Annotated in this window: 16 protein-coding genes; 9 read left to right on the top strand and 7 right to left on the bottom strand. The window is 74.4% G+C overall.

Features of this window, described 5'->3' with window-relative positions:
- Positions 1 to 37: 37 nt before the first annotated feature.
- The 6 genes from BJP25_RS10640 to kdd form a co-directional block, all read right to left on the bottom strand.
- Positions 38 to 2098: an AMP-binding protein gene (locus tag BJP25_RS10640; RefSeq protein WP_075974649.1), complete on the bottom strand. Its 2061-nt coding sequence runs from the start codon at positions 2096 to 2098 to the stop codon at positions 38 to 40.
- 294 nt (positions 2099 to 2392) lie between these two features.
- Positions 2393 to 2782, bottom strand: a complete 390-nt coding sequence (gene kal / locus BJP25_RS10635; protein ID WP_075974648.1) for a 3-aminobutyryl-CoA ammonia lyase — start codon at positions 2780 to 2782, stop codon at positions 2393 to 2395.
- The gene (gene kamE, locus BJP25_RS10630) at positions 2779 to 3525 is read right to left on the bottom strand and encodes a lysine 5,6-aminomutase subunit beta (RefSeq protein WP_233157993.1); all 747 of its coding nucleotides are present in this window, start codon (positions 3523 to 3525) and stop codon (positions 2779 to 2781) included. Before kamE ends, kal begins: the two co-directional genes overlap by 4 nt.
- 28 nt (positions 3526 to 3553) lie before the next feature.
- Positions 3554 to 5128, bottom strand: a complete 1575-nt coding sequence (gene kamD / locus BJP25_RS10625) for a lysine 5,6-aminomutase subunit alpha (RefSeq protein WP_075974647.1) — start codon at positions 5126 to 5128, stop codon at positions 3554 to 3556.
- Complete coding sequence (locus BJP25_RS10620) at positions 5115 to 6755, bottom strand: amidohydrolase (RefSeq protein WP_075974646.1); 1641 nt, start codon at positions 6753 to 6755, stop codon at positions 5115 to 5117. The genes kamD and BJP25_RS10620 overlap by 14 nt, the downstream gene beginning before the upstream one ends.
- Positions 6752 to 7786: an L-erythro-3,5-diaminohexanoate dehydrogenase gene (gene kdd / locus BJP25_RS10615; RefSeq protein WP_075974645.1), complete on the bottom strand. Its 1035-nt coding sequence runs from the start codon at positions 7784 to 7786 to the stop codon at positions 6752 to 6754. Before kdd ends, BJP25_RS10620 begins: the two co-directional genes overlap by 4 nt.
- 83 nt (positions 7787 to 7869) lie before the next feature.
- Here kdd and BJP25_RS10610 point away from each other — a divergent pair, with 83 nt between their 5' ends.
- From BJP25_RS10610 to BJP25_RS10570, 9 genes are all read left to right on the top strand, one after another.
- A complete protein-coding gene (locus BJP25_RS10610) occupies positions 7870 to 9270 on the top strand; it encodes a KamA family radical SAM protein (RefSeq protein WP_075974644.1) in 1401 nt (466 codons plus the stop codon).
- A 143-nt stretch (positions 9271 to 9413) separates the two neighbouring features.
- Positions 9414 to 10025, top strand: a complete 612-nt coding sequence (locus BJP25_RS10605; RefSeq protein WP_075974643.1) for an acyl-CoA-like ligand-binding transcription factor — start codon at positions 9414 to 9416, stop codon at positions 10023 to 10025.
- A 57-nt stretch (positions 10026 to 10082) separates the two neighbouring features.
- On the top strand, positions 10083 to 11687 hold the full coding sequence (locus BJP25_RS10600; protein ID WP_075974642.1) for an MDR family MFS transporter: 1605 nt from the start codon (positions 10083 to 10085) through the stop codon (positions 11685 to 11687).
- Between the two features lie 105 nt (positions 11688 to 11792).
- On the top strand, positions 11793 to 12521 hold the full coding sequence (locus BJP25_RS10595) for a TetR/AcrR family transcriptional regulator (protein ID WP_075974641.1): 729 nt from the start codon (positions 11793 to 11795) through the stop codon (positions 12519 to 12521).
- Entirely contained in the window at positions 12482 to 13579 is a 1098-nt protein-coding gene (locus BJP25_RS10590; RefSeq protein WP_075974640.1) for an FAD-dependent oxidoreductase, read from the top strand. The genes BJP25_RS10595 and BJP25_RS10590 overlap by 40 nt, the downstream gene beginning before the upstream one ends.
- A 16-nt stretch (positions 13580 to 13595) precedes the next feature.
- A complete protein-coding gene (locus BJP25_RS10585; RefSeq protein ID WP_075974639.1) occupies positions 13596 to 14300 on the top strand; it encodes an alpha/beta fold hydrolase in 705 nt (234 codons plus the stop codon).
- A gap of 465 nt (positions 14301 to 14765) precedes the next feature.
- A complete protein-coding gene (locus tag BJP25_RS10580; protein WP_075974638.1) occupies positions 14766 to 15392 on the top strand; it encodes a TetR/AcrR family transcriptional regulator in 627 nt (208 codons plus the stop codon).
- Positions 15393 to 15406: 14 nt separating this feature from the next.
- Complete coding sequence (locus BJP25_RS10575) at positions 15407 to 16258, top strand: metal-dependent hydrolase (RefSeq protein ID WP_075974637.1); 852 nt, start codon at positions 15407 to 15409, stop codon at positions 16256 to 16258.
- 17 nt (positions 16259 to 16275) lie between these two features.
- A complete protein-coding gene (locus BJP25_RS10570; RefSeq protein WP_075974636.1) occupies positions 16276 to 17700 on the top strand; it encodes a carboxylesterase/lipase family protein in 1425 nt (474 codons plus the stop codon).
- 3 nt (positions 17701 to 17703) lie between these two features.
- On the opposite strand, the gene BJP25_RS10565 is transcribed toward BJP25_RS10570, so the two are convergent.
- The gene (locus tag BJP25_RS10565; protein WP_075974635.1) at positions 17704 to 18609 is read right to left on the bottom strand and encodes a LysR family substrate-binding domain-containing protein; all 906 of its coding nucleotides are present in this window, start codon (positions 18607 to 18609) and stop codon (positions 17704 to 17706) included.
- Between the last annotated feature and the right edge of the window lie 2 nt (positions 18610 to 18611).

Below are 18611 nucleotides of genomic sequence, written 5' to 3'. Positions count from 1 at the left end.
CAGCCCCTCTCCCCGGGCGAGCCGCGTCGCCCACCGGTCACTCCTGCTCGACCAGCAGGCGCTTGAGGACCTTACCCGTCGCGTTGCGGGGGACCTTGCGGACGAAGATGATGTCGCGCGGCACCGAGAACCGCTCCAGGTGCTCGTGCACGTACTCCTGCACGGCGGTGGCGCCGAGCCGGGCGCCGGGCTTGAGCGCGAGGTAGGCGGCGAAGCGCTGCCCGAACTCGTGGTCGGGGACGCCGACGACGGCGGCGTCGGCCACCTCGTCGATGGACAGCAGCAGCTCCTCCACCGGCAGCGGGAACACGTTCTCCCCGCCGGAGACGATCATGTCGTCGTCCCGGCCGCAGACGAACAGCCGCCGGTCGGCGTCGAGGTAGCCGCGGTCGCCGGTGACCATGAGGTCGTCGTGCATCTCGGTGCTGGTGCCGCAGGTGTAGCCCTCGAACAGCATGTCGTTGCCCACCGCGATGCGCCCGACCGCGCCGGGGGGCAGGGGTTGGCCGTCTGCGCCGAGGATGCCGACCTTGGTGCCGACCGGGCAGCGGCCCGCGGTGGTGGGGGCGGCGCGCAGGTCGTCGGGGGTGGCGATGGAGGCCCAGGAGACCTCGGTGGACCCGTAGAGGTTGTAGAGCACGTCGCCGAAGGCGTCCATGAACGCGGTGACCAGCTGGGCGGGCAGCGCGGACCCGCTGGAGGCGACCACCCGCAGGGACGAGGTGTCGTAGCGGGCGCGCACCGCGGCGGGCAGCGCCATCACCCGCTGGAGCATCACCGGCACCGCGAACCAGGAGGTGATGCGCTGCTCGGCGATGACCCGCAGGGCGGCCTCGGGGTCGAAGCGCCGCTGGAGGGTCATGGTGGCGTGCAGCGGCATCCCCAGCTGCATCCCGGCCAGGCCCCAGGTGTGGAACAGCGGGGCGGAGACCAGCATCCGCTCCCCCGCCCGCAGCGGGATCCGGGAGAGCACCGAGGCCGCGGCGCCGAGCCCGGGCGGGGTGCGCCTGCGGGCGCCCTTGGGGGTGCCGGTGGTGCCGGAGGTGAGCACGATGATGCGCCCCGGCTGCGGCGGGGGGCGCAGCGGCGCCGGGGAGGAGTCGGCCACCAGGCTGTCGGCGGTGAGGTCGCCCGGGGCGCCCGCCCAGGTGCACACCCAGGTCAGCGACCGGGGCAGGTGGTGGAACAGCGGGGCGAACTCGGCGTCGGCCAGCAGCGCGATCGGCCGGTGCTCGGCGACGAGGTCGGCGAGCTGGTCGGCGGACACGCCGGTGTTGAGCAGCACGACGTCGGCGCCGAGCTTGCCGCAGGCGATGGTGGCCTCGACCAGGCCCGCGTGGTTGCGGCAGAGGATCGCGACGCGGCGGCCGTGGCGGACCCCGCGCTGGGCCAGCCCGTTGGCCAGCCGGGTGGTGCGGGAGTCGATGTCGGCGTAGGTGAGCGCGCCGCGCTCGTCGCGCACCGCGGTGGTGGTGGGGTTGCGGGCGGCCGCGGCCCGGTAGCCGCCGACGAGGGTGGCGCCCCAGCGGGACAGCTCCCCGAGCTGCTTGACGACCTTGTCCGGGCGACCGGGGCTGAGCACGCCCGCCTTGGCCAGGGTGCGGGCGACGGTCAGCGCGGTCTGGCCCTTGGCGGCCTGGTCGATGCGGGTGGGCGAGACGGTGATGGGCCTGCCCGCCAGGTGGTCCTCGATCAGCGCCAGCGCCTTGCGGATCCGCTTGCGCACCCAGCCCGGGGTGAGCACGGTGCCCGCGGTGACCGCGTCGGGCAGCGAGAGCACGACCTGCACGCGGGTGCGGCGGCGGCCCTCGGCCTCCAGCCGGATGCTCAGGTGCCCGTCCTGCCAGCGGGGGCTGACCAGCACCAGGTGCTCGGCGGGCCTGCCGACCAGCACCTCCACCTCGTCGGGGACGGGGCGGTGCCCGGCGACGCTGAACCGGACCCGGTAGCGGGGGTTGCGGGCGGGGGTGGTGGAGCGCTCGACGGCGGCGACCTCGCGGACGAACCGGGGGTAGAGGGCGGGGTCGCCGACCAGCTCCCAGACCCGCTGCGGGGTGTGGCCGAGGACCTGCTCCACCTCCACGAGCTCGGTAGCCATGATCCTCCGTACTGGCGCCGCCCGCGCCGCAGGCCACCTGTGGTTCACCGGCGGTCTACCAGGAGCGCGAGGCCGTGGGCAAGCGCCGGGCGTCCCGGGTGCGGGGGCCGCGGGGGAAGATCACCCGCCCGGCGCAGCAGCGTCCCGGGGTTTCCCGCACTTGCTCACCCAGCGGAGTCGACCGGGCGGTGCAAACCCGGGGACGGCCGGTGCTGCCCGCTGACCGGAGGACCCCCGGTGGCGTGGTCCGGCCACCGGGGGTCGCGGGCGGTCGCCCAGGGCGTGGAGTCGCGGTCAGGGCCGGGGCGGCACGACCACGGTGCCCGCCGCGCGGGTGATCACCACCGGCGGGTCGCACACGTCGGCGGCGGACGGGCCGCGCTCGGGGGCGGCGCGGCAGACCACCCGCGCCTCGAACTCCATCCCGCGCGAGCGGGTGCCCACCCGCACGAGGGTGGCGGTGGCCTCCACGACGTCGCCCGCTTGCAGCGGCGCCAGGAACTCCACGCTGGTGTAGCCGGCGAACAGGCCCTCGTCGCCGTCGGTGCGCACGCACAGCTCGGTGGCCACGTCGCCGAACATGCCCAGGCCGTAGGCGCCGTCGACGAGGTTGCCGCCGTAGTGGGCGTGGGAGTGCGGCACGTAGCGGCGGTGGGTGACGGACGTGCCGGGTTCGGGGCTCATGCGGGTACCGCGGTCCTCTCGGTGATGGCGTGCACGAGGTAGCTGGCGACCTCGCCGGGGGTGGTGCCGCGGCCGAAGACGCGGTCGACGCCGAGTTCGGCGGCCATCAGCGGGTCGAACCGGGGGCCGCCCGCGACCAGCAGCGGGCAGTCGGCGCCGGTGGCCTCGCGGAAGGCCGCCGACATCTCGCGGGTGTTGAGCAGGTGCGCGTCGCGCTGGGTCACCACCTGGGACACCAGCACCGCGTCGGCGCGCTCGGCGCGGGCGCGCTTGACCAGGTCCGCGACGGTGACCTGGGCGCCGAGGTTGACCACCCGCAGCTCCCGGTAGTACTCCAGCCCCTTCTCCCCGGCGAAGCCCTTGATGTTGAGGATGGCGTCGATGCCGACGGTGTGGGCGTCGGTGCCGATGCAGGCGCCGACCACGACGAGCTTGCGCCGCAGCAGCCGCTTGAGCGCGGCGTTGACGTCGGCGGGGGCCAGCAGCGGGTAGTCGCGCTCGACGACCTGCACCGCGTCGAGGTCGACCAGGTGGGTCACCGAGCCGTAGACGACGAAGAAGGTGAACCCGTCGCCGATGGGGTGCGAGTGCACGACCATGGCCGGGTCCATGCCCATCTTGGCGGCCAGCTGCGCGGCGGCGCCGTCGGCGCGCGGGCCGTGCGGGACGGGCAGGGTGAACGACAGCTGGGCCATGCCGTCGCCGGTGGTGTCGCCGTAGGGGCGGATGTGGTGGCCGCTCACGGTCGGTCCCCCTTCGCTCGGGTGCCGCTCACCGGGTCTCCCCGCTCTCCAGCAGGGTGGTGGCGGGGTTGAGGTAGCCCTCGGCCTTGGCCACGACGCCGTCGGCGCCCTTGCCGCCGTCGGGCGGGCGCTTCATCAGCCCGAAGGTGCCGCGGGCGATGGCGGTGAGCAGCCCGTCGTCGACGACCCGCTCCAGCAGGTCCACCGCCTCGCCGAGCACCTGGTGGGCGCGCTTGACGATGAGCCCGTCGCGGGCCGGGCGGAAGTCCTCGGCCAGCGAGCCCGCGGCGTCGAGGACGTAGCGCACGTTGGCCAGGGCCAGGTCGCGGTCGGACAGGAACGGGGTGACCACGGCTTCGGTCATCATGCCGACGAGCAGGATGGACTGGCCGGTCAGCGCCCCGGCGAGGTTGAAGAACCCGTCGAGCAGGTAGCCGTCGAAGACGTTGCCGGTCATGTGCTTGGTCGGCGGCATCCACTTGAGCGGGGCGTGCGGGAACAGCTCGCGGGCCAGCAGGGCGTGCGCCAGCTCCAGCCGGAACGAGTCGGGCACCCTGGGGTTGATCTCGAAGGCGTGGCCCAGCCCCAGCAGCTCGTCGCCCAGCCCGGCCTCGTGCGCGAAGCGCTCGTTGAGCAGCTGGGAGACGGTGACGGTGTGCGCGGCGTCCACGGCGTCGGCGGTGGTGAGGTAGTTGTCCTCGCCGGTGTTGATGATGATCCCGGCGCGGGCGTGCACCTGCCGGGAGAAGCGCTGGTCGACGAAGGTGCGGATGGGGTTGATGTCGCGGAAGAGGATCCCGTACATCGAGTCGTTGAGCATCATGTCCAGCCGTTCGAGGCCGCCGAGCACGGCGATCTCGGGCATGCACAGGCCGGAGGCGTAGTTGGTGACCCGCACGTAGCGGCCCAGCTCCTTGGACACCTCGTCCATGGCGGCCCGCATGATGCGGAAGTTCTCCTGGGTGGCGTAGGTGCCCGCGAACCCGTGGTGGGTGGCGCCCTCGGGGACGTAGTCGAGCAGCGACTGCCCGGTGGAGCGGATCACCGCGATGACGTCGGCACCGGCGCGGGCGGCGCTGGCGGCCTGCACGACGTCCTCGTCGATGTCGCCGGTGGCCACGATGAGGTAGATCCAGGGCCGCCGCGGCGGGTCGCCGAGCTTGGCCACGAGCCGGTCGCGGGTGGCGCGGTTGCGGTCGACGGCGCGCAGGCCGCGGGCCACCGCGGTCCTGGCGGCCTTGCCCGCGCGGGTGGCGGCGGCGCCGGTGGGCACGGTGTAGCGGACCTGCCCGGCGGCGGTGGCCTCGGCCAGCTCGGTCAGCGACCCCAGGTCGTGCTCGCGCAGGGCGTGGAAGACCGGCAGGACGACGCCGTGCTCCAGGCCGCAGTGCTCGCGGACGGTGTCGACGACCCGGTTGACCCAGGGCACGTCCCCGGCCGGGTGGGCGGTGTCGGCGCCGGTGATCCCCGCCAGGCGCAGGGTGGCGCGCTCGACGGCGACGGTGGTGTGCGCGCGGGCCAGCTCCACCACCGGTTCGGCGGCGCGGGCGGCCAGCGCGCGGGCCCGCGCCACCACCCGCGGGTCGAGGTCAAGCAGGGGCACGGGTGTCCTCCCGGTCGCTGTCTCGGCGGTAGAGCACGCGCCCGGTGTGGACGGTGCGCAGGCAGGTGGGCAGCTCGGCGCCGGGGTGCAGCGGCGGCAGCGCGGGCACGCGCGAGCGCGGGTCGGTGGACCAGCGCTGCACGCGGGAGTCGGGGGCGGCGGTGACCAGCTCGTCGGCCGCCCACACCGCGTAGGTGGCGGGGGCGCCGGGCACGAGGGTGCCGGTGAGCCCGTCGTCGACCCCGGCGGCGCGCCACCCGCCCCGGGTGTGGGCGGTGAAGGCGGCGCGCGGGGACAGCCCGGAGCCCTCGGTGCGGTGGTGGACCGCGGCGCGCACCGCGGCCCACGGGTCGAGCGGGGTCACCGGGGCGTCGGAGCCCAGGGCGAGCACGACCCCGGCGGCGGCCAGGCGGGCGAAGGGGTTGAGCGCGGTGCCGCGCTCGACGCCGAGGCGCTGGGCGTACATGCCGTCGTCCCCGCCCCAGGTGGCGTCGAACAGCGGTTGCACCGAGGCGACCACGCCCCACTGGCCGAGCCGGTCGGCCTGCTCGCCGGTGACCATCTCCAGGTGTTCGAGCCGGTGGCGGGCGGTGGCCAGGGCGGGGCGGCCCACGCGCGACTCGGCGCGGGCGAAGCCCTCGACGACCTCGGCCACGGCGCCGTCGCCGATGACGTGGAACCCGGCCTGGGTGCCCGCCTCGGTGCAGGCGACGAGGTGGTCGGCGATGGCGGCGGCGTCGAGGTAGAGCGCGCCGGTGGTGCCGGGGGCGTCAGCGTAAGGCTGGTGCAGGCAGGCGGTGCGCGAACCGAGGGCGCCGTCGACGAACAGGTCGCCCGCCAGGCCGCGCACGCCCAGCTCCGCGGCCAGCTCCGCCGGGGCGAGCTCGCCCCAGTAGCCGACGACCTCGGGCAGGTCGGCGCGGCGGGACAGCAGGGCGGCCAGGTCCGCGCGGCCGGAGATGTCCGGGCCCGCGCACTCGTGCACGGCGGCGACCCCGTTGGCCGCGGCGTGGCGCAGGAACCCCTCCTGGGCGGCGGCGCGCTGGGCGGGGGTGACCGCGTCGAGCGCGGCCCGGCGCACGAGGTGGTGGGCGGCGCGGCTCAGCGGCCCGGCGGGGTCGAACCCGTCGGCGGCCGCGGCGGCGGGCACGGCGTCGAGCAGGGCGGTGGACACCAGTGCGGAGTGGACGTCCACCCGCGACAGGTACACCGGCGCCCCGCCCGCGGCCCGGTCGAGTTCGGCGCGGGTGGGCGGGCGCCCCTCGGGCCAGGCGGTCTCGTCCCAGCCGTGGCCGAGCACCAGGGCGCCGCCGGTGCGGCGGGCGTGGGCGGTCACCGCGTCCAGGCACCCGGCCAGCGAGGCGCAGGCGGTGAGGTCGACCCCGGTGCGCAGCAGCCCGGCGGAGGTGGCGTGCACGTGCGCGTCGACGAAGGCGGGGGCGACGAACGCGCCGTCGAGCTCGACGACCTCGGCCCCCGGGTGCAGGGCGTGCCCGACGGTGTCCTGCCCCAGCCAGACGACCACCCCGTCGTGCACGGCCATGGCCGTGGCGTGCGGGTCGGCCGGGGAGTGGATGCGCCCGCCCACCAGGAGGGTGGTGGCGGCCGCCGCGGTGTCGCTGCTCATGGGGTGTGAGTCTGCCGCTCCCGGGCGGCGAACAGCGCCCGCACCCCGGGCTCGGCGCGGTAGAGCGACAGGGCGAACTCGGCGTGCCCGGGGACGTAGCCGTTGCCGACGAGCATGCGCACGTCGGCGGCCAGCCCCTCGGCGCCCAGGGCGGCGGCGGTGAACGAGGTCGCCATGGAGAAGAACACCACGGTGCCGCCGTCGGCGGTGGCCAGGATGGCCCCGTGCTCGCAGCCGGGCACGTCGACGCACACCACGGTGACCTCGACCGGCTTGCCCACCGCCTCGGCCAGGGCCACCGGGTCGCGGGCGTCGGCGAGGACGACCTCGTCGGCGAGCCCGGCGGCGCGCACCGCGGCCGCCTCGGCCTCGGTGGGCACCAGCGCCACGACCCGACCGGCCCCGGCGGCGCGCGCCGCGGCCAGCGACAGCGACCCGGACTTGCCGCCCCCGCCCAGCACGCACACCGACGCCCCGGGGCCCGCCTCGCGCACCACCCGGTCGGTGAGCGCGGGCGCGCCGCACACGTCCAGCACCGACAGGGCCACCGCGTCGGGCAGGTCGTCGGGCAGCACCGCGGCGATGGAGCGGCCGAACAGCACCGCGGTGCCCGCGCACGGCACCTGCTCGCCCGCGCCGTCCCAGCGGGCCAGCCCGTCGGTGATGCGCAGCGGGGTCAGCGACAGCGACACCAGGGTTGCCACCCGGTCCCCGACGCGCAGGCCCAGCGGCGACTCGGGGCCCACGGCGCGGACGGTGCCCAGCAGCATCCCGCCCGAGCCGGTGACCGGGTTCTGCATCTTGCCCCGCTCGGCCACGATCGCCAGCACCGCCGCGCGCACCGCCGCGCCGGTGCCGTGCTGCTCGCGCAACTGCCGGTAGGAGGCGGCGTCGAGGTTGAGCACCTCGATGTCCACGACCACCTCGTCCGGGTGCGGGGTGGGGTCGGCGTCAAGGCGGTGCGCGCGCTGCGGCAGCACCCCCACCGGGTCGAGCACCCGGTGCAGCCCGAGCGGCGATGAACTCCCCACGTCACACCCCTTGCCGAAAAATTTACGTCCAACCGGTCGTCTGGCAGCATATCTTTACGCGACGCGACTGGCGAGGAGTAGAGATGACCGCAGTGGACGAGCGCTCCGCGACCCGGGGCGCCCCTGGCGAGCAGCCCTACGAGTACCTCCGGCACGAGCTGGTGGAACCGGACTGGCGCCGGTTCCCCGGCTGGCGGGACGTGACCGCGGCGCAGTGGCGCGACGCGCAGTGGCAGCGCGCGCACTGCGTGAAGAACGCCGCGCAGCTGCGCGCGGTGGTGGGCGACCTGCTCACCGACGCCTTCTTCGACGACCTCGACGCCGACCAGCGGAACCTGGCCACGATGTCGATGCTCATCCCGCCGCAGATGCTCAACACCATGGCCGCGCACGCCCCCACCACCCCGGAGGCGTTCACCGCCGCGTTCCTGGCCGACCCGGTGCGCCGCTACATGCTCCCGGTGGCCTCCGACCGCGACCCCGAGTGGCCCAGCCACCCGCACTCCTCCCGCGACTCCCTGCACGAGGCGGAGATGTGGGTGGTCGAGGGGCTGACCCACCGCTACCCCACCAAGGTGCTCGCGGAGCTGCTGTCCACCTGCCCGCAGTACTGCGGCCACTGCACCCGCATGGACCTCGTCGGCAACTCCACCCCCGCGGTCGACAAGCACAAGCTGCTGCTCAAGCCGGTCGACCGGCAGGACAGGATGATCGACTACCTCAAGCGCACCCCGGGCGTGCGCGACGTGGTGGTCTCCGGCGGCGACGTGGCCAACGTGCCGTGGCGGCAGCTGGAGTCCTTCCTGATGCGGCTGCTCGACATCCCCACCGTGCGCGACATCCGGCTGGCCACCAAGGCCCTGGCCGCCCTGCCCCAGCACTGGTTGCAGCCCACCGTCGTCGAGGGCCTGGAGCGGGTCGCCCGCACCGCCCAGCGCCGCGGGGTGAACCTGGCCATCCACACCCACGTCAACCACGCCGCGTCGGTCACCCCGCTGGTCGCCGAGGCGGCCCGCACCGCCCTGGAGGTCGGCGTGCGCGACGTGCGCAACCAGGGCGTGCTCATGCGCGGGGTCAACGCCACCGCCGAGGACCTGCTCGACCTGTGCTTCGCCCTGCAGGGCGAGGCGGGCATCCTGCCGTACTACTTCTACATGTGCGACATGATCCCCAACGCCGAGCACTGGCGGGTGGCGGTGTGGGAGGCCCAGCGGCTCCAGCACGCGATCATGGGCTACCTGCCCGGCTACGCCACGCCGCGGATCATCTGCGACGTCCCCTATGTCGGCAAGCGCTGGGTGCACCAGCTCGCGGAGTACGACCGCGAGCTGGGCATCTCCTACTGGACGAAGAACTACCGCGCGGGCACCGAGCGCCTCGACACCGCGGAGGACGTCCTCGACCGCCGCTACCCCTACTACGACCCGATCTCCACCCTGCCGGAGGCGGGCAAGCGGCACTGGGCGGCCATCGCGGACAAGTGACCCCCTAGAACCCCGCGCGCGGTGGTCCCGGTGCTGACCGGGGCCACCGCGCGCCGCTGTGCGCGCCCGGGTGGGGGCCAGCACACAACGTGCAGTAGGTGCAAAGTTGCAGCGACTGCACATCGGTGCCTACACTCGCCGCCATGGCCGCACCCAGCACCGGGGGACTGCGCGACCGCAAGAAGCGCGAGACCAGGACAGCCCTGTCCGACGCCGCGCTCGACCTGGTCGCCGAACGCGGGATCGACCAGGTCACCGTGGACGACATCGCCCACGCGGCCGGGGTCTCCCCGCGCACGTTCTTCAACTACTTCCCCACCAAGGAAGACGCCGTCGTCGGACCCGACCCCGACGTCACCGGCCGCATCGACGCGCACTTCGCCGCCCGCCCCGCCGACGAGCACCCGCTCGCGGCGGTGCGGGCCTTCCTGCACGCCGAACTCGCGGGCGACCGCCAGGACCGGCAGCGGTGGCTCACCCGCATCCAGGTCATCCAGGACAACCCGCAGCTGCTCAACCGGGTCTTCCTCGCGGGCGCCAGCACCGAGCGCGCCCTGGCCGCAGGCGTCGCCGCGCACACCGGGCTGCCCGTCGACCACGGCTACCCGCTGCTGGTCGCCGCCACCGCCAGCGCCGCCTTCCGGGTCGCCATCACCCGGTGGTCCACCCCCGGCACCCCACCCGCCCTCGTCGACCTCGTCGACGAGGCGTTCGACCTGATCGCCCGCGGCCTGCCCGCGCCCACCGCACCCTGACGACCGAGCACGCCGACGACCCACCACGCCGACAACTCACCACCCTGACGAGGAGCGATGTCCGACACCACCGCGACCGGGACCCCGGGTCCCGGCGCCACCACCGAGGGCGCCCCCGCGCCCGGCACGCGCTCCCGCCGCGACGTCCGGCAGGCCGTCTCCGGCCTCATGCTCGGCATGTTCTGCGCCATCCTGGCCTCCACCATCGTGGCCAACGCGCTGCCCAGGATCATCTCCGACCTCCGCGGGTCGCAGTCGGTCTACACCTGGGTCGTCACCACCGAACTGCTGGCCATGACCGCCACCGTCCCGCTCTGGGGCAAGCTCGCCGACCTGTACAACCGCAAGCTGCTCATCCAGGTCTCCCTCGGCCTGTTCGTGGTCGGCTCGCTGGTCGCGGGGTCGGCGCAGAACATCGAGGTGCTCATCATCAGCCGGGTCGCCCAGGGCCTCGGCGCGGGCGGCGTCTCCGCGCTGGCCACCATCGTGCTCGCCGCGATGATCCCGCCGCGCGAACTCGGCCGCTACTCCGGGCTCTTCGGCGCCGTGTTCGGCGTGGCCACCGTCGCGGGCCCGCTCATCGGCGGCGTCCTGGTCGACACCCCCTGGCTGGGCTGGCGCTGGTGCTTCTTCATCGGCGTCCCGTTCACCCTCGCCGCGATCGTCCTGCTCCAGAAGACGCTGAACCTGCCGACCGTGCGCAAGGAGTCGGTCCGCATCGACTGGCTCGGCGCCGCGCTCATCGTCTCCGGCGTGTCCACCCTGCTCATCTGGGCCACCCTGGCGGGCAACAAGTTCGAGTGGGCCTCCACCTGGACCATCGCCCTCGTCGGCGCGGGCGTGGTGCTGCTCGCCCTGGCCGTGTGGGTGGAGTCCAGGGCCAGCGACCCGGTCGTGCCGCTGTCGATCTTCCGCAACCGCACCGTCGCGCTCACCACCATCGCCTCCGCGCTGGTCGGCCTGGCGATGTTCGGCGGCACCGTGTTCCTGTCGCAGTACTTCCAGATCGGCCACGGCGCCTCCCCCACCGCCGCGGGCATGTACGGGCTGCCGATGATCTTCGGCCTGTTCCTGTCCTCCACCATCGCCGGGCAGCTCATCAGCCGCCACGGCAAGTGGAAGGCCTACCTCGTCGCGGGCGGCGTCACGATGGTCGGGGGCATGACCGCGCTGTCGACGATCGGCTCCGACACCCCGATCCCGCTCGTGGGCGTCTACATGTTCGTCCTCGGCGCCGGGGTCGGCATGCTCATGCAGAACCTCGTCCTCGCCGCGCAGAACGACGTGCCCGCCAAGGACCTCGGCGCCACCACCTCCACGCTGACCTTCTTCCGCAGCCTCGGCGGCGCGGTCGGCGTCAGCGCGCTCGGCGCGGTGCTGGCCAACCGGGTCACCAGCGAGATCGTCTCCCGGCTCCCCGCGGGCACCCCCGTGGCGGGCGCGGGCTCCGGCGAGACCACCGTCCCGGACCTGGCCACCCTGCCCGAGCCGTTCCGCACCATCGTCCAGCAGGCCTACGGCGACGCCACCGCGTTCCTGTTCCTCGTCGGCGCCCCGATCGCCCTGCTGGCCCTGGTCGTGGTGCTGTTCATCCGCGAGCAGCCGCTCAAGACCCTCAGCGGTGACGAGCGGCGCGCGCAGGAGATGGCCGCGGGCCACTAGACCACCCCTCCGGAGAAGGGGGATCGGGCACCCGCCCGGTCCCCCTTCTCGCTGTCCCGCGACAACGAACTTGTTCGTCACGAACATGTTCGTTACAGTGGCGGCATGACCGGACGAGCCCACCCGACCAGCAGGCGCGAGCGCCCCGCCAAACCCGCGCTCTCCCGCGCCGCCGTCATCTCCACCGCGCTCGACCTGCTGCACGCCGAAGGCCTCGACCGCGTCACCATGCGCAGGCTGGCCACCGCGCTCGACACCGGCCCCGCCTCGCTCTACGTCTACGTCCGCAACACCGCCGACCTGCACGCCGCCGTCCTCGACGCCGTCCTCGGCACCCTCACCACCCCCACCACCGGGACCTGGCAGGACCGCGTCGTCGCCCTGCTCACCGACTACACCCGCGTCCTGTTCACCCACCCCGGCCTGGCCAAGACCGCACTGGTCACCCGGCCAGACGGCCCGCACTACACCGACCTGCTCGAACGACTGCTCGCCCTGCTCACCGGGGGCGGCGTCGACCCCGGCCGCGCCGCCTGGGCCGTCGACCTGCTGCTCGCCCACGCCACCGCGACCGCCGCCGAGCACGCCGACCGCGACCGCGCCGAGCAGGCCGCCGACCTCGACCGCCTGCGCCGCACCGCCGCCACCCTCGACCCGACCACCCACCCGCACCTGACCGCCCTCGCCGACGACCTCGTCTCCGGCACCGGACCCCAGCGCCTCGACTGGGGACTGCGCGTGCTGCTCACCGGGGTCGCCGCCACACCGCGGCCGGACCAGCACCAGGAGCCACCGTGCACGTCACCATCGTCGGAGCCGGGCTCGGCGGGCTGACCCTCGCCGCCGTCCTGCGTCGCCACGGCACCACGACCACCGTCCTCGAAGCAGACCCCTCCCCCACCGCCCGCCCCCAGGGCGGCACCCTCGACCTGCACCCCGGCACCGGCCAGCACGCCCTCGCCGCCGCAGGCCTCGCGGGCGCCTTCGCCGAGCACGCCCGCCCCGAGGGCGAGGCCACCCGCGTCCTCGACCGCACCGCCACCACCCACCTCGACGAGGACGGCGGGGACGGCACCCGCCCCGAGATCGACCGCGGCACCCTGCGCGCGCTGCTGCTCGACGCCGCAGGTCCGCGCACCGTCCACTGGGGCAGCAAGGTCGTCGCCACGACTGGGACCAGCGCCACCCTCACTGACGGCACCACCATCGGCGGCGACGTCCTCGTCGGCGCCGATGGGGCCTGGTCGCGCGTGCGGCCCGCGCTGTCGGACGCCCGCCCCGCCTACTCCGGGCTGTCGTTCGTCGAAGCGCAGCTGACCGATGTGGACACCGCCCACCCGGGCGCCGCCGAACTCGTCGGCGCAGGCACGATGTTCGCCCTGGCCGACGGGCGCGGCATCATCGCCCAGCGCGGCGCGGGCGGGGGCATCCGCGTCTACGCCGCCGTCCGCACACCCGAACCCTGGGCCGCGGGCCTCGACCCGAGCACCCTGCTCAGCGCCGTGCTCGACCTGTTCGACGGCTGGGACCCCGCGCTGCGCGCCCTGATCAGCGCCAGCGACACCCCGCTCATCCCCCGCCCCATCCACGCCCTGCCCGTCGGCCACCGCTGGGACCGCGTCCCCGGAATCACCCTCCTCGGCGACGCCGCCCACCTCATGTCCCCCTTCGCGGGCGAGGGCGCCAACCTCGCGCTGCGCGACGCCGCCGACCTCGCGGACGCCCTCGTCAACGCACCCGACGTCGAGACCGCCCTCGCCGTGTACGAGCACACCATGTTCGCCCGCGCCGAGGTCAGCGCCGCCGAGTCCGCCGCCAACCTGATCAGCACCTTCGGCCCGCGCGCACCCCGGGAACTCCTGGAAGCCTTCGCCGCGCACGGCACCGACTGACCACACCGGAGATCCCATGAGCACCACCACCCGCCACCCGCACCCCGACCTGCCCCTCACCATCACCACCACCGGCGACGGCGCCCCCGCCCTCGTGCTGCACGGCGGCGGCGGGCCCGACAGCGTCGCCCCGATCGCGGACCACCTCGCCGCCACGCGCACCACGCACGTCCCCACGCACCCCGGCTGGGACGGCACCCCGCGCCCGGACTGGTTCACCGGCGTCGACACCCTCAGCACCACCTACCTCACCCTGCTCGACGACCTCGACCTCACCGACGTCCTCGTCGTCGGCAGCTCCTTCGGCGGCTGGGTCGCCGCCGACCTCACCACGCGCGACCACGGCCACCGCGTCTCCCGGCTCGTGCTCATCGACGCCATCGGCCCGGTGGTCCCCGGGCACGAGGTGCGCACCCCGTCCGGCCCGCGCCCCGGCGGCGCCCCGGCCGGTCCCCCACCCGCCGCCCTGGCGACCCTGCGCGCCTACACCGGCCCCACCCTGGGCGACCCGGCGTTGCTCGACCGGCTGGCGGGCGTGGACATCCCGACCCTCGTGCTGTGGGGCGAGCACGACCAGGTGGTGAGCGCCGAGTTCGGCCGCGCGTACGCCGCGGCGTTCCCCCGGGCCGAGTTCCACCTCATCCCCGGTGGCGGGCACCTGCCCACCCGCGAAGCCCCCACCGCCACCTTCGCCGCCCTCGACGCGTTCCTGGCGCGGTGACCCCCTGGTCTGTGCAGGGGTTTGGGTTCGACGTTCCTGAAAACAGTCAATTATCTTGATAGTGAATAGCTGATAGTGTTTCATACGCTGAAACGAGTGGTGCCAGGCTCAGTCGCGGCGGGCCAGTCCCGGAAGGACACCCGCCGCGGCCGAGCACGTTCCGCCGAGGCCACGGTGGCGTCGCGCAACCTCCGCAAGGACGTGCGCGCCCTCGCTCGGGCGGCCGACTCACCCCACTTCCCCACGATCGTTCGCCCCGCCTTCGGCTGCTTCTCCCCCACTGCCAGGTCCGGTGGCACGCCAAGCGAGAAGAGCACATTATCTGGATAGTCGATAGTTAATGGCTGTTTCACAGGCTGAAACAGCGTGCGAGAAGCTGACGCCGCGGGATGACCGGCAGGCTTGCCTGTTTGTGGCGCGCCGGGCTACCGTCGGCGTGTGGTACGTCACCGTCGACAGGTCACCATGGACCGGGCACACCTCTCCCAGGCGCAGCGCGCGCTGGCCATGCGGGAGCGGCTGCTCGACGCGACCATCGACTGCGTCGCCGAACTCGGCTACGGCGGCACGTCGACCAACGACATCGTCCGCCGCGCCCGGGTCTCGCGGGGCGCGCTGGCCCACCACTTCCCCACCAAGGCCGACCTGGTCAGCGCCGCGGCGCAGCGGTTGCTGGAGCGGCGGGTCGAGGACTTCCGCAGCCGCTTCGGCGCGATCGCCCCGGACCGGCGGACCCCCGCCGAGGGCCTGGCGGTGCTGTGGTCGTTCTACGCCGACACCGGTGGCGTGGTGCTGCTGGAGCTGATGGTCGCCGCCCGGCACAACCCGGAGCTGGCGGTGGTCATGGCGCCGCTGCCGGACCGCATCGCCGAGGTCACCTCCGAGGTGTTCGCGGAGTTCTTCCCCGAGCGCGCCGGGCGGCCGTTCCTCGGGGAGGCGCTGCGGGCGGTGCACGCGCTGTTCAGCGGGTTGGCGCTCAACGCGCTGCCCGACGGCGACCCGGCGGGCCGCGGCGCCGAGGTCCGCGCCTTCCTCAAGATCCTCGTCACCGCGCTGCCCGCGCTGGGGACGACCGTCCCGAACCCCGCCTAGCCCGGAGAGAGCCCATGGCCATCACGATCAAACCGCGTCGGATCCGGTTCGACTACGGGCCCGCCACCGGCCTGGAGACCGGGGCGCGGCGCCACTACGTGCAGGGCGACCTGGTGATGAGCCACGTCGTCGCCGTGCTGTCGGGGATGTTCCCCGAGGGCGAGGACTTCTTCGTCCGCTCGGTGCGCCACTACGCCGACCGGGTCACCGACCCGGAGCTGAAGAAGGACGTGGCGGGCTTCATCGGCCAGGAGGTCACCCACGGCCGCGAGCACCGCGCGCTCAACGACCGCCTGCAGGAGATGGGCTACCCCACCCACCGGGTCGACCGCATGGTCAAGCGCGGGCTGTCGGTGTACTGGAAGCGGCTGCCCAAGATGTCCTCGCTGGCGGTCACCGCGGCGCTGGAGCACTACACCGCCGCGCTCGCGGAGACGCTGCTGACCGACCCGCGCGCGCAGGAGCTGCTGGGCACCAGCGAGGTGCGCTCGGTGCTGCTGTGGCACGCCATCGAGGAGGCCGAGCACAAGGCGGTCGCCTTCGACGTCTACCGGGCCGCGGGCGGCACCGAGCGGCGGCGGATCTGGACGATGCGGTGGATGACGTTCAGCTTCATCTTCGGCGTCACCATGCACACCCTGGCCTCGATGGCGGGCGACCGGGCGGCGTGGAACCCCGCGCGCCTGGGCAAGAGCGTCTGGGCGCTGCGCAAGTCGCCGTTCCTCACCAAGCAGGTGCGGCAGCGGATCCGCGAGTACAACCGGCCCGGTTTCCACCCCAACGACAACGACAACACCGAGCTGCTGCGACGATGGACCGCGGAGCTGTTCGGTGAGCAGGGGCAGCTCGCGTCGAACATGAAGTAGCGGCGGGAGGGGTCATCGTGGACCGGGTGGTGCGCACGTCGGCGGGGTTGGTCCGGGGCACGGGGAGCGGGGGTGTCACGCGCTTCCTGGGCATCCCGTACGCGGCGGCCCCGGTGGGCCCGCTGCGGTTCGCGGGCCCCTCCCCCGTCGAACCTTGGGCGGGCACCCGGGACGCGGTGGCCTTCTCCGCCGCGCCGGTGCAGGGCCCGCCCGCCCCGGGGGTGCCGTCGCCGTGGCAGCCCGACGACGGGTTCGACTCGCTGTCGGTGAACGTGTGGACGCCCGACGACGGCGGGTCCGGCCTGCCGGTGATGGTGTGGGTCTACGGCGGCGCGTACAAGACGGGCTCGTCGTCGCTGCCGTCCTACGAGGCGTCGCGGCTGGCCGCGCACGGCGTGGTCGTGGTGACGCTGAACTACCGGCTGGGCTTCGAGGGCTTCGGCGTGCTGCCCGGCGCACCCGCCAACCGGGGCCACCTGGACCAGCTCGCGGCGCTGGAGTGGGTGCACTCCGAGATCGCGGCGTTCGGCGGTGACCCCGGGCTCATCACCGTGTTCGGGGAGTCGGCGGGCGCGGCGGCGGTGGGCGTGCTGCTCACGACGCCGCGCACCGAGGGCCTGATCCGCCGGGGCATCGCGCAGAGCATCCCGTCGGGCTACCGGACCCTGGAGTCCGCCGAGGCGATCACCGCCGCGCTGGCGGCGGAGCTGGGGGTGCGGCCCACGGTGGAGGGGTTCGCCGCCGTGGCGCCGGAGGCGATCCTGCCCGTCCTCGACTCCCCGCTGCGCGGCCAGCAGCTCGGGATCACCGCGTTCGGCCCGGTGGTCGACGGCGAGGTGGTGCTGGGCGACCCGTGGGCGGTGATCGGTGACGGCCGGGCCGCGCACGTCGACCTGGTGTCCGGGTTCTGCCACGAGGAGTTCCGGCTCTTCTCCATGCTCACCGACATGACCGGGGTGACCGTGGACGGCGTGGCGCGGGCGCAGCGCCTGTCCCCCGAGCAGGTCCAGCGCTACCGCGACACCTACCCGGGCGCGGCGGAGCAGACCCTGGTCGAGGTCATCATGTCCGACGCCCTGTTCCGCATGCCGTCGACGTGGCTGGCCGAGGCGCACGCCCGCGCGGGCGGCCGGGCGTGGCTCTACGACTTCGCCTGGGCGGGCCCGCTGCTGGGCGCCTGCCACAGCGTCGACATCCCCTTCACCTTCGGGGTCACCGACACGCCGATCTCCGCCCTGCTGCTGGGCACTCCCCCGCCCCCGGAGTTCGAGGCGCTGTCGGAGGCCTTCCGCAAGTCCTGGGCGTCCTTCGCCGCCACCGGCGACCCCGGCTGGCCGCAGTTCACCCCGGACGAGCGCACCACCCGGGTGTGGGACAACCAGATCGTCGACGGTCCCTACCCCATCCCGGAGTCCGCCGAGATCTGGGCGGGCCGCGCCTGACCGTCAGCTGTCGGCGCCGCGCTTGCGGCCGGCGGTCAGCGCCTCGGCCGCGGTGATCACCGCGGTGACCAGGGCCGAGGGGTCGTCGCGGCGCCACACCAGGTGGTAGCGGTGTTCGGGGCCCTCCTCCCGCAACGGGACGAGGGCCACCCCCGCGGGCAGCGGGTTGTCTGTGGGCGGGACGAGCGCCGCGCCGACACCCGCGGCCACCAAGGACAACTGCTGCTCCTGCTCCAGCAGGCGGTGGTGCTTCCACACCGGTGCCACGCAGTGCTCAGCGAGGAACCGCACGGTGGCGTCGTGCACGGCGCGGGCCACTTCGCGTTCCGCGAGTAGGAACCCCTGCCCCTCGAACTCCGAGAGCGACACCTGCTCCCGGCCCGCCAGCGGGCCCGGCGCCGCCACGGCGACGTGCCGGTCGCGGTAGGCGCCGAGCACGAGCGACCCGACCGCGTCCTCCGGGATCGGGTCGCGCACCACGGCCAGCGACACCTCGCCGCGCCCCAGCGCCCCCAGCGCGGCGATCGCCCACATGGGCCGGACGTCGACCTGCAACCCCGGCCGGTCCTGCTCGACCGCGCGCACCAGCGGCCACACCAGGTGCGCGGCGCCGGGCGCGCAGGCCAGCGCGACCTGCCCGGACCACCCCTGCTGCAAGTACCCCACCACGGCGTCGACGGCGCGGACGGCGGCGAGCGCCTTCAGCGCCTCGGCCTCGATGCGCGACCCGGTCTCGGTGAGCCGCACCCGCCGGACCGTCCGCTCGAACACCGACAACCCGGTGACCCGCTCGAACTCCCGGGACCACCGGGTCAGCTCCTCCAGCGAGGCCCCCACCCGCTCGGCGGCCCGGCCGAAGTGCTGGGTCTCCCCCACGGCTACCAGGTACTCCATGTCCCGCGCGTCCACGC

The organism is Actinokineospora bangkokensis (genome assembly GCF_001940455.1).
GTDB classification, from domain to species: Bacteria; Actinomycetota; Actinomycetes; order Mycobacteriales; family Pseudonocardiaceae; genus Actinokineospora; species Actinokineospora bangkokensis.
Note: the sequence above shows the minus strand (reverse complement) of the source record. Positions and strands in the feature narration are given on the sequence as shown.

Excerpts from the sequence above, each read along its gene's own strand:
- BJP25_RS10600 (WP_075974642.1), top strand. The coding sequence starts at position 10,083 with ATGTCCGACACCACCGCGACCGGGACCCCGGGTCCCGGCGCCACCACC.
- BJP25_RS10620 (WP_075974646.1), bottom strand. The coding sequence starts at position 6,755 with ATGAGCAGCGACACCGCGGCGGCCGCCACCACCCTCCTGGTGGGCGGG.
- BJP25_RS10585 (WP_075974639.1), top strand. The coding sequence starts at position 13,596 with ATGAGCACCACCACCCGCCACCCGCACCCCGACCTGCCCCTCACCATC.
- BJP25_RS10595 (WP_075974641.1), top strand. The coding sequence starts at position 11,793 with ATGACCGGACGAGCCCACCCGACCAGCAGGCGCGAGCGCCCCGCCAAA.
- BJP25_RS10605 (WP_075974643.1), top strand. The coding sequence starts at position 9,414 with ATGGCCGCACCCAGCACCGGGGGACTGCGCGACCGCAAGAAGCGCGAG.
- BJP25_RS10575 (WP_075974637.1), top strand. The coding sequence starts at position 15,407 with ATGGCCATCACGATCAAACCGCGTCGGATCCGGTTCGACTACGGGCCC.
- BJP25_RS10610 (WP_075974644.1), top strand. The coding sequence starts at position 7,870 with ATGACCGCAGTGGACGAGCGCTCCGCGACCCGGGGCGCCCCTGGCGAG.
- kal (WP_075974648.1), bottom strand. The coding sequence starts at position 2,782 with ATGAGCCCCGAACCCGGCACGTCCGTCACCCACCGCCGCTACGTGCCG.
- BJP25_RS10580 (WP_075974638.1), top strand. The coding sequence starts at position 14,766 with ATGGACCGGGCACACCTCTCCCAGGCGCAGCGCGCGCTGGCCATGCGG.
- BJP25_RS10640 (WP_075974649.1), bottom strand. The coding sequence starts at position 2,098 with ATGGCTACCGAGCTCGTGGAGGTGGAGCAGGTCCTCGGCCACACCCCG.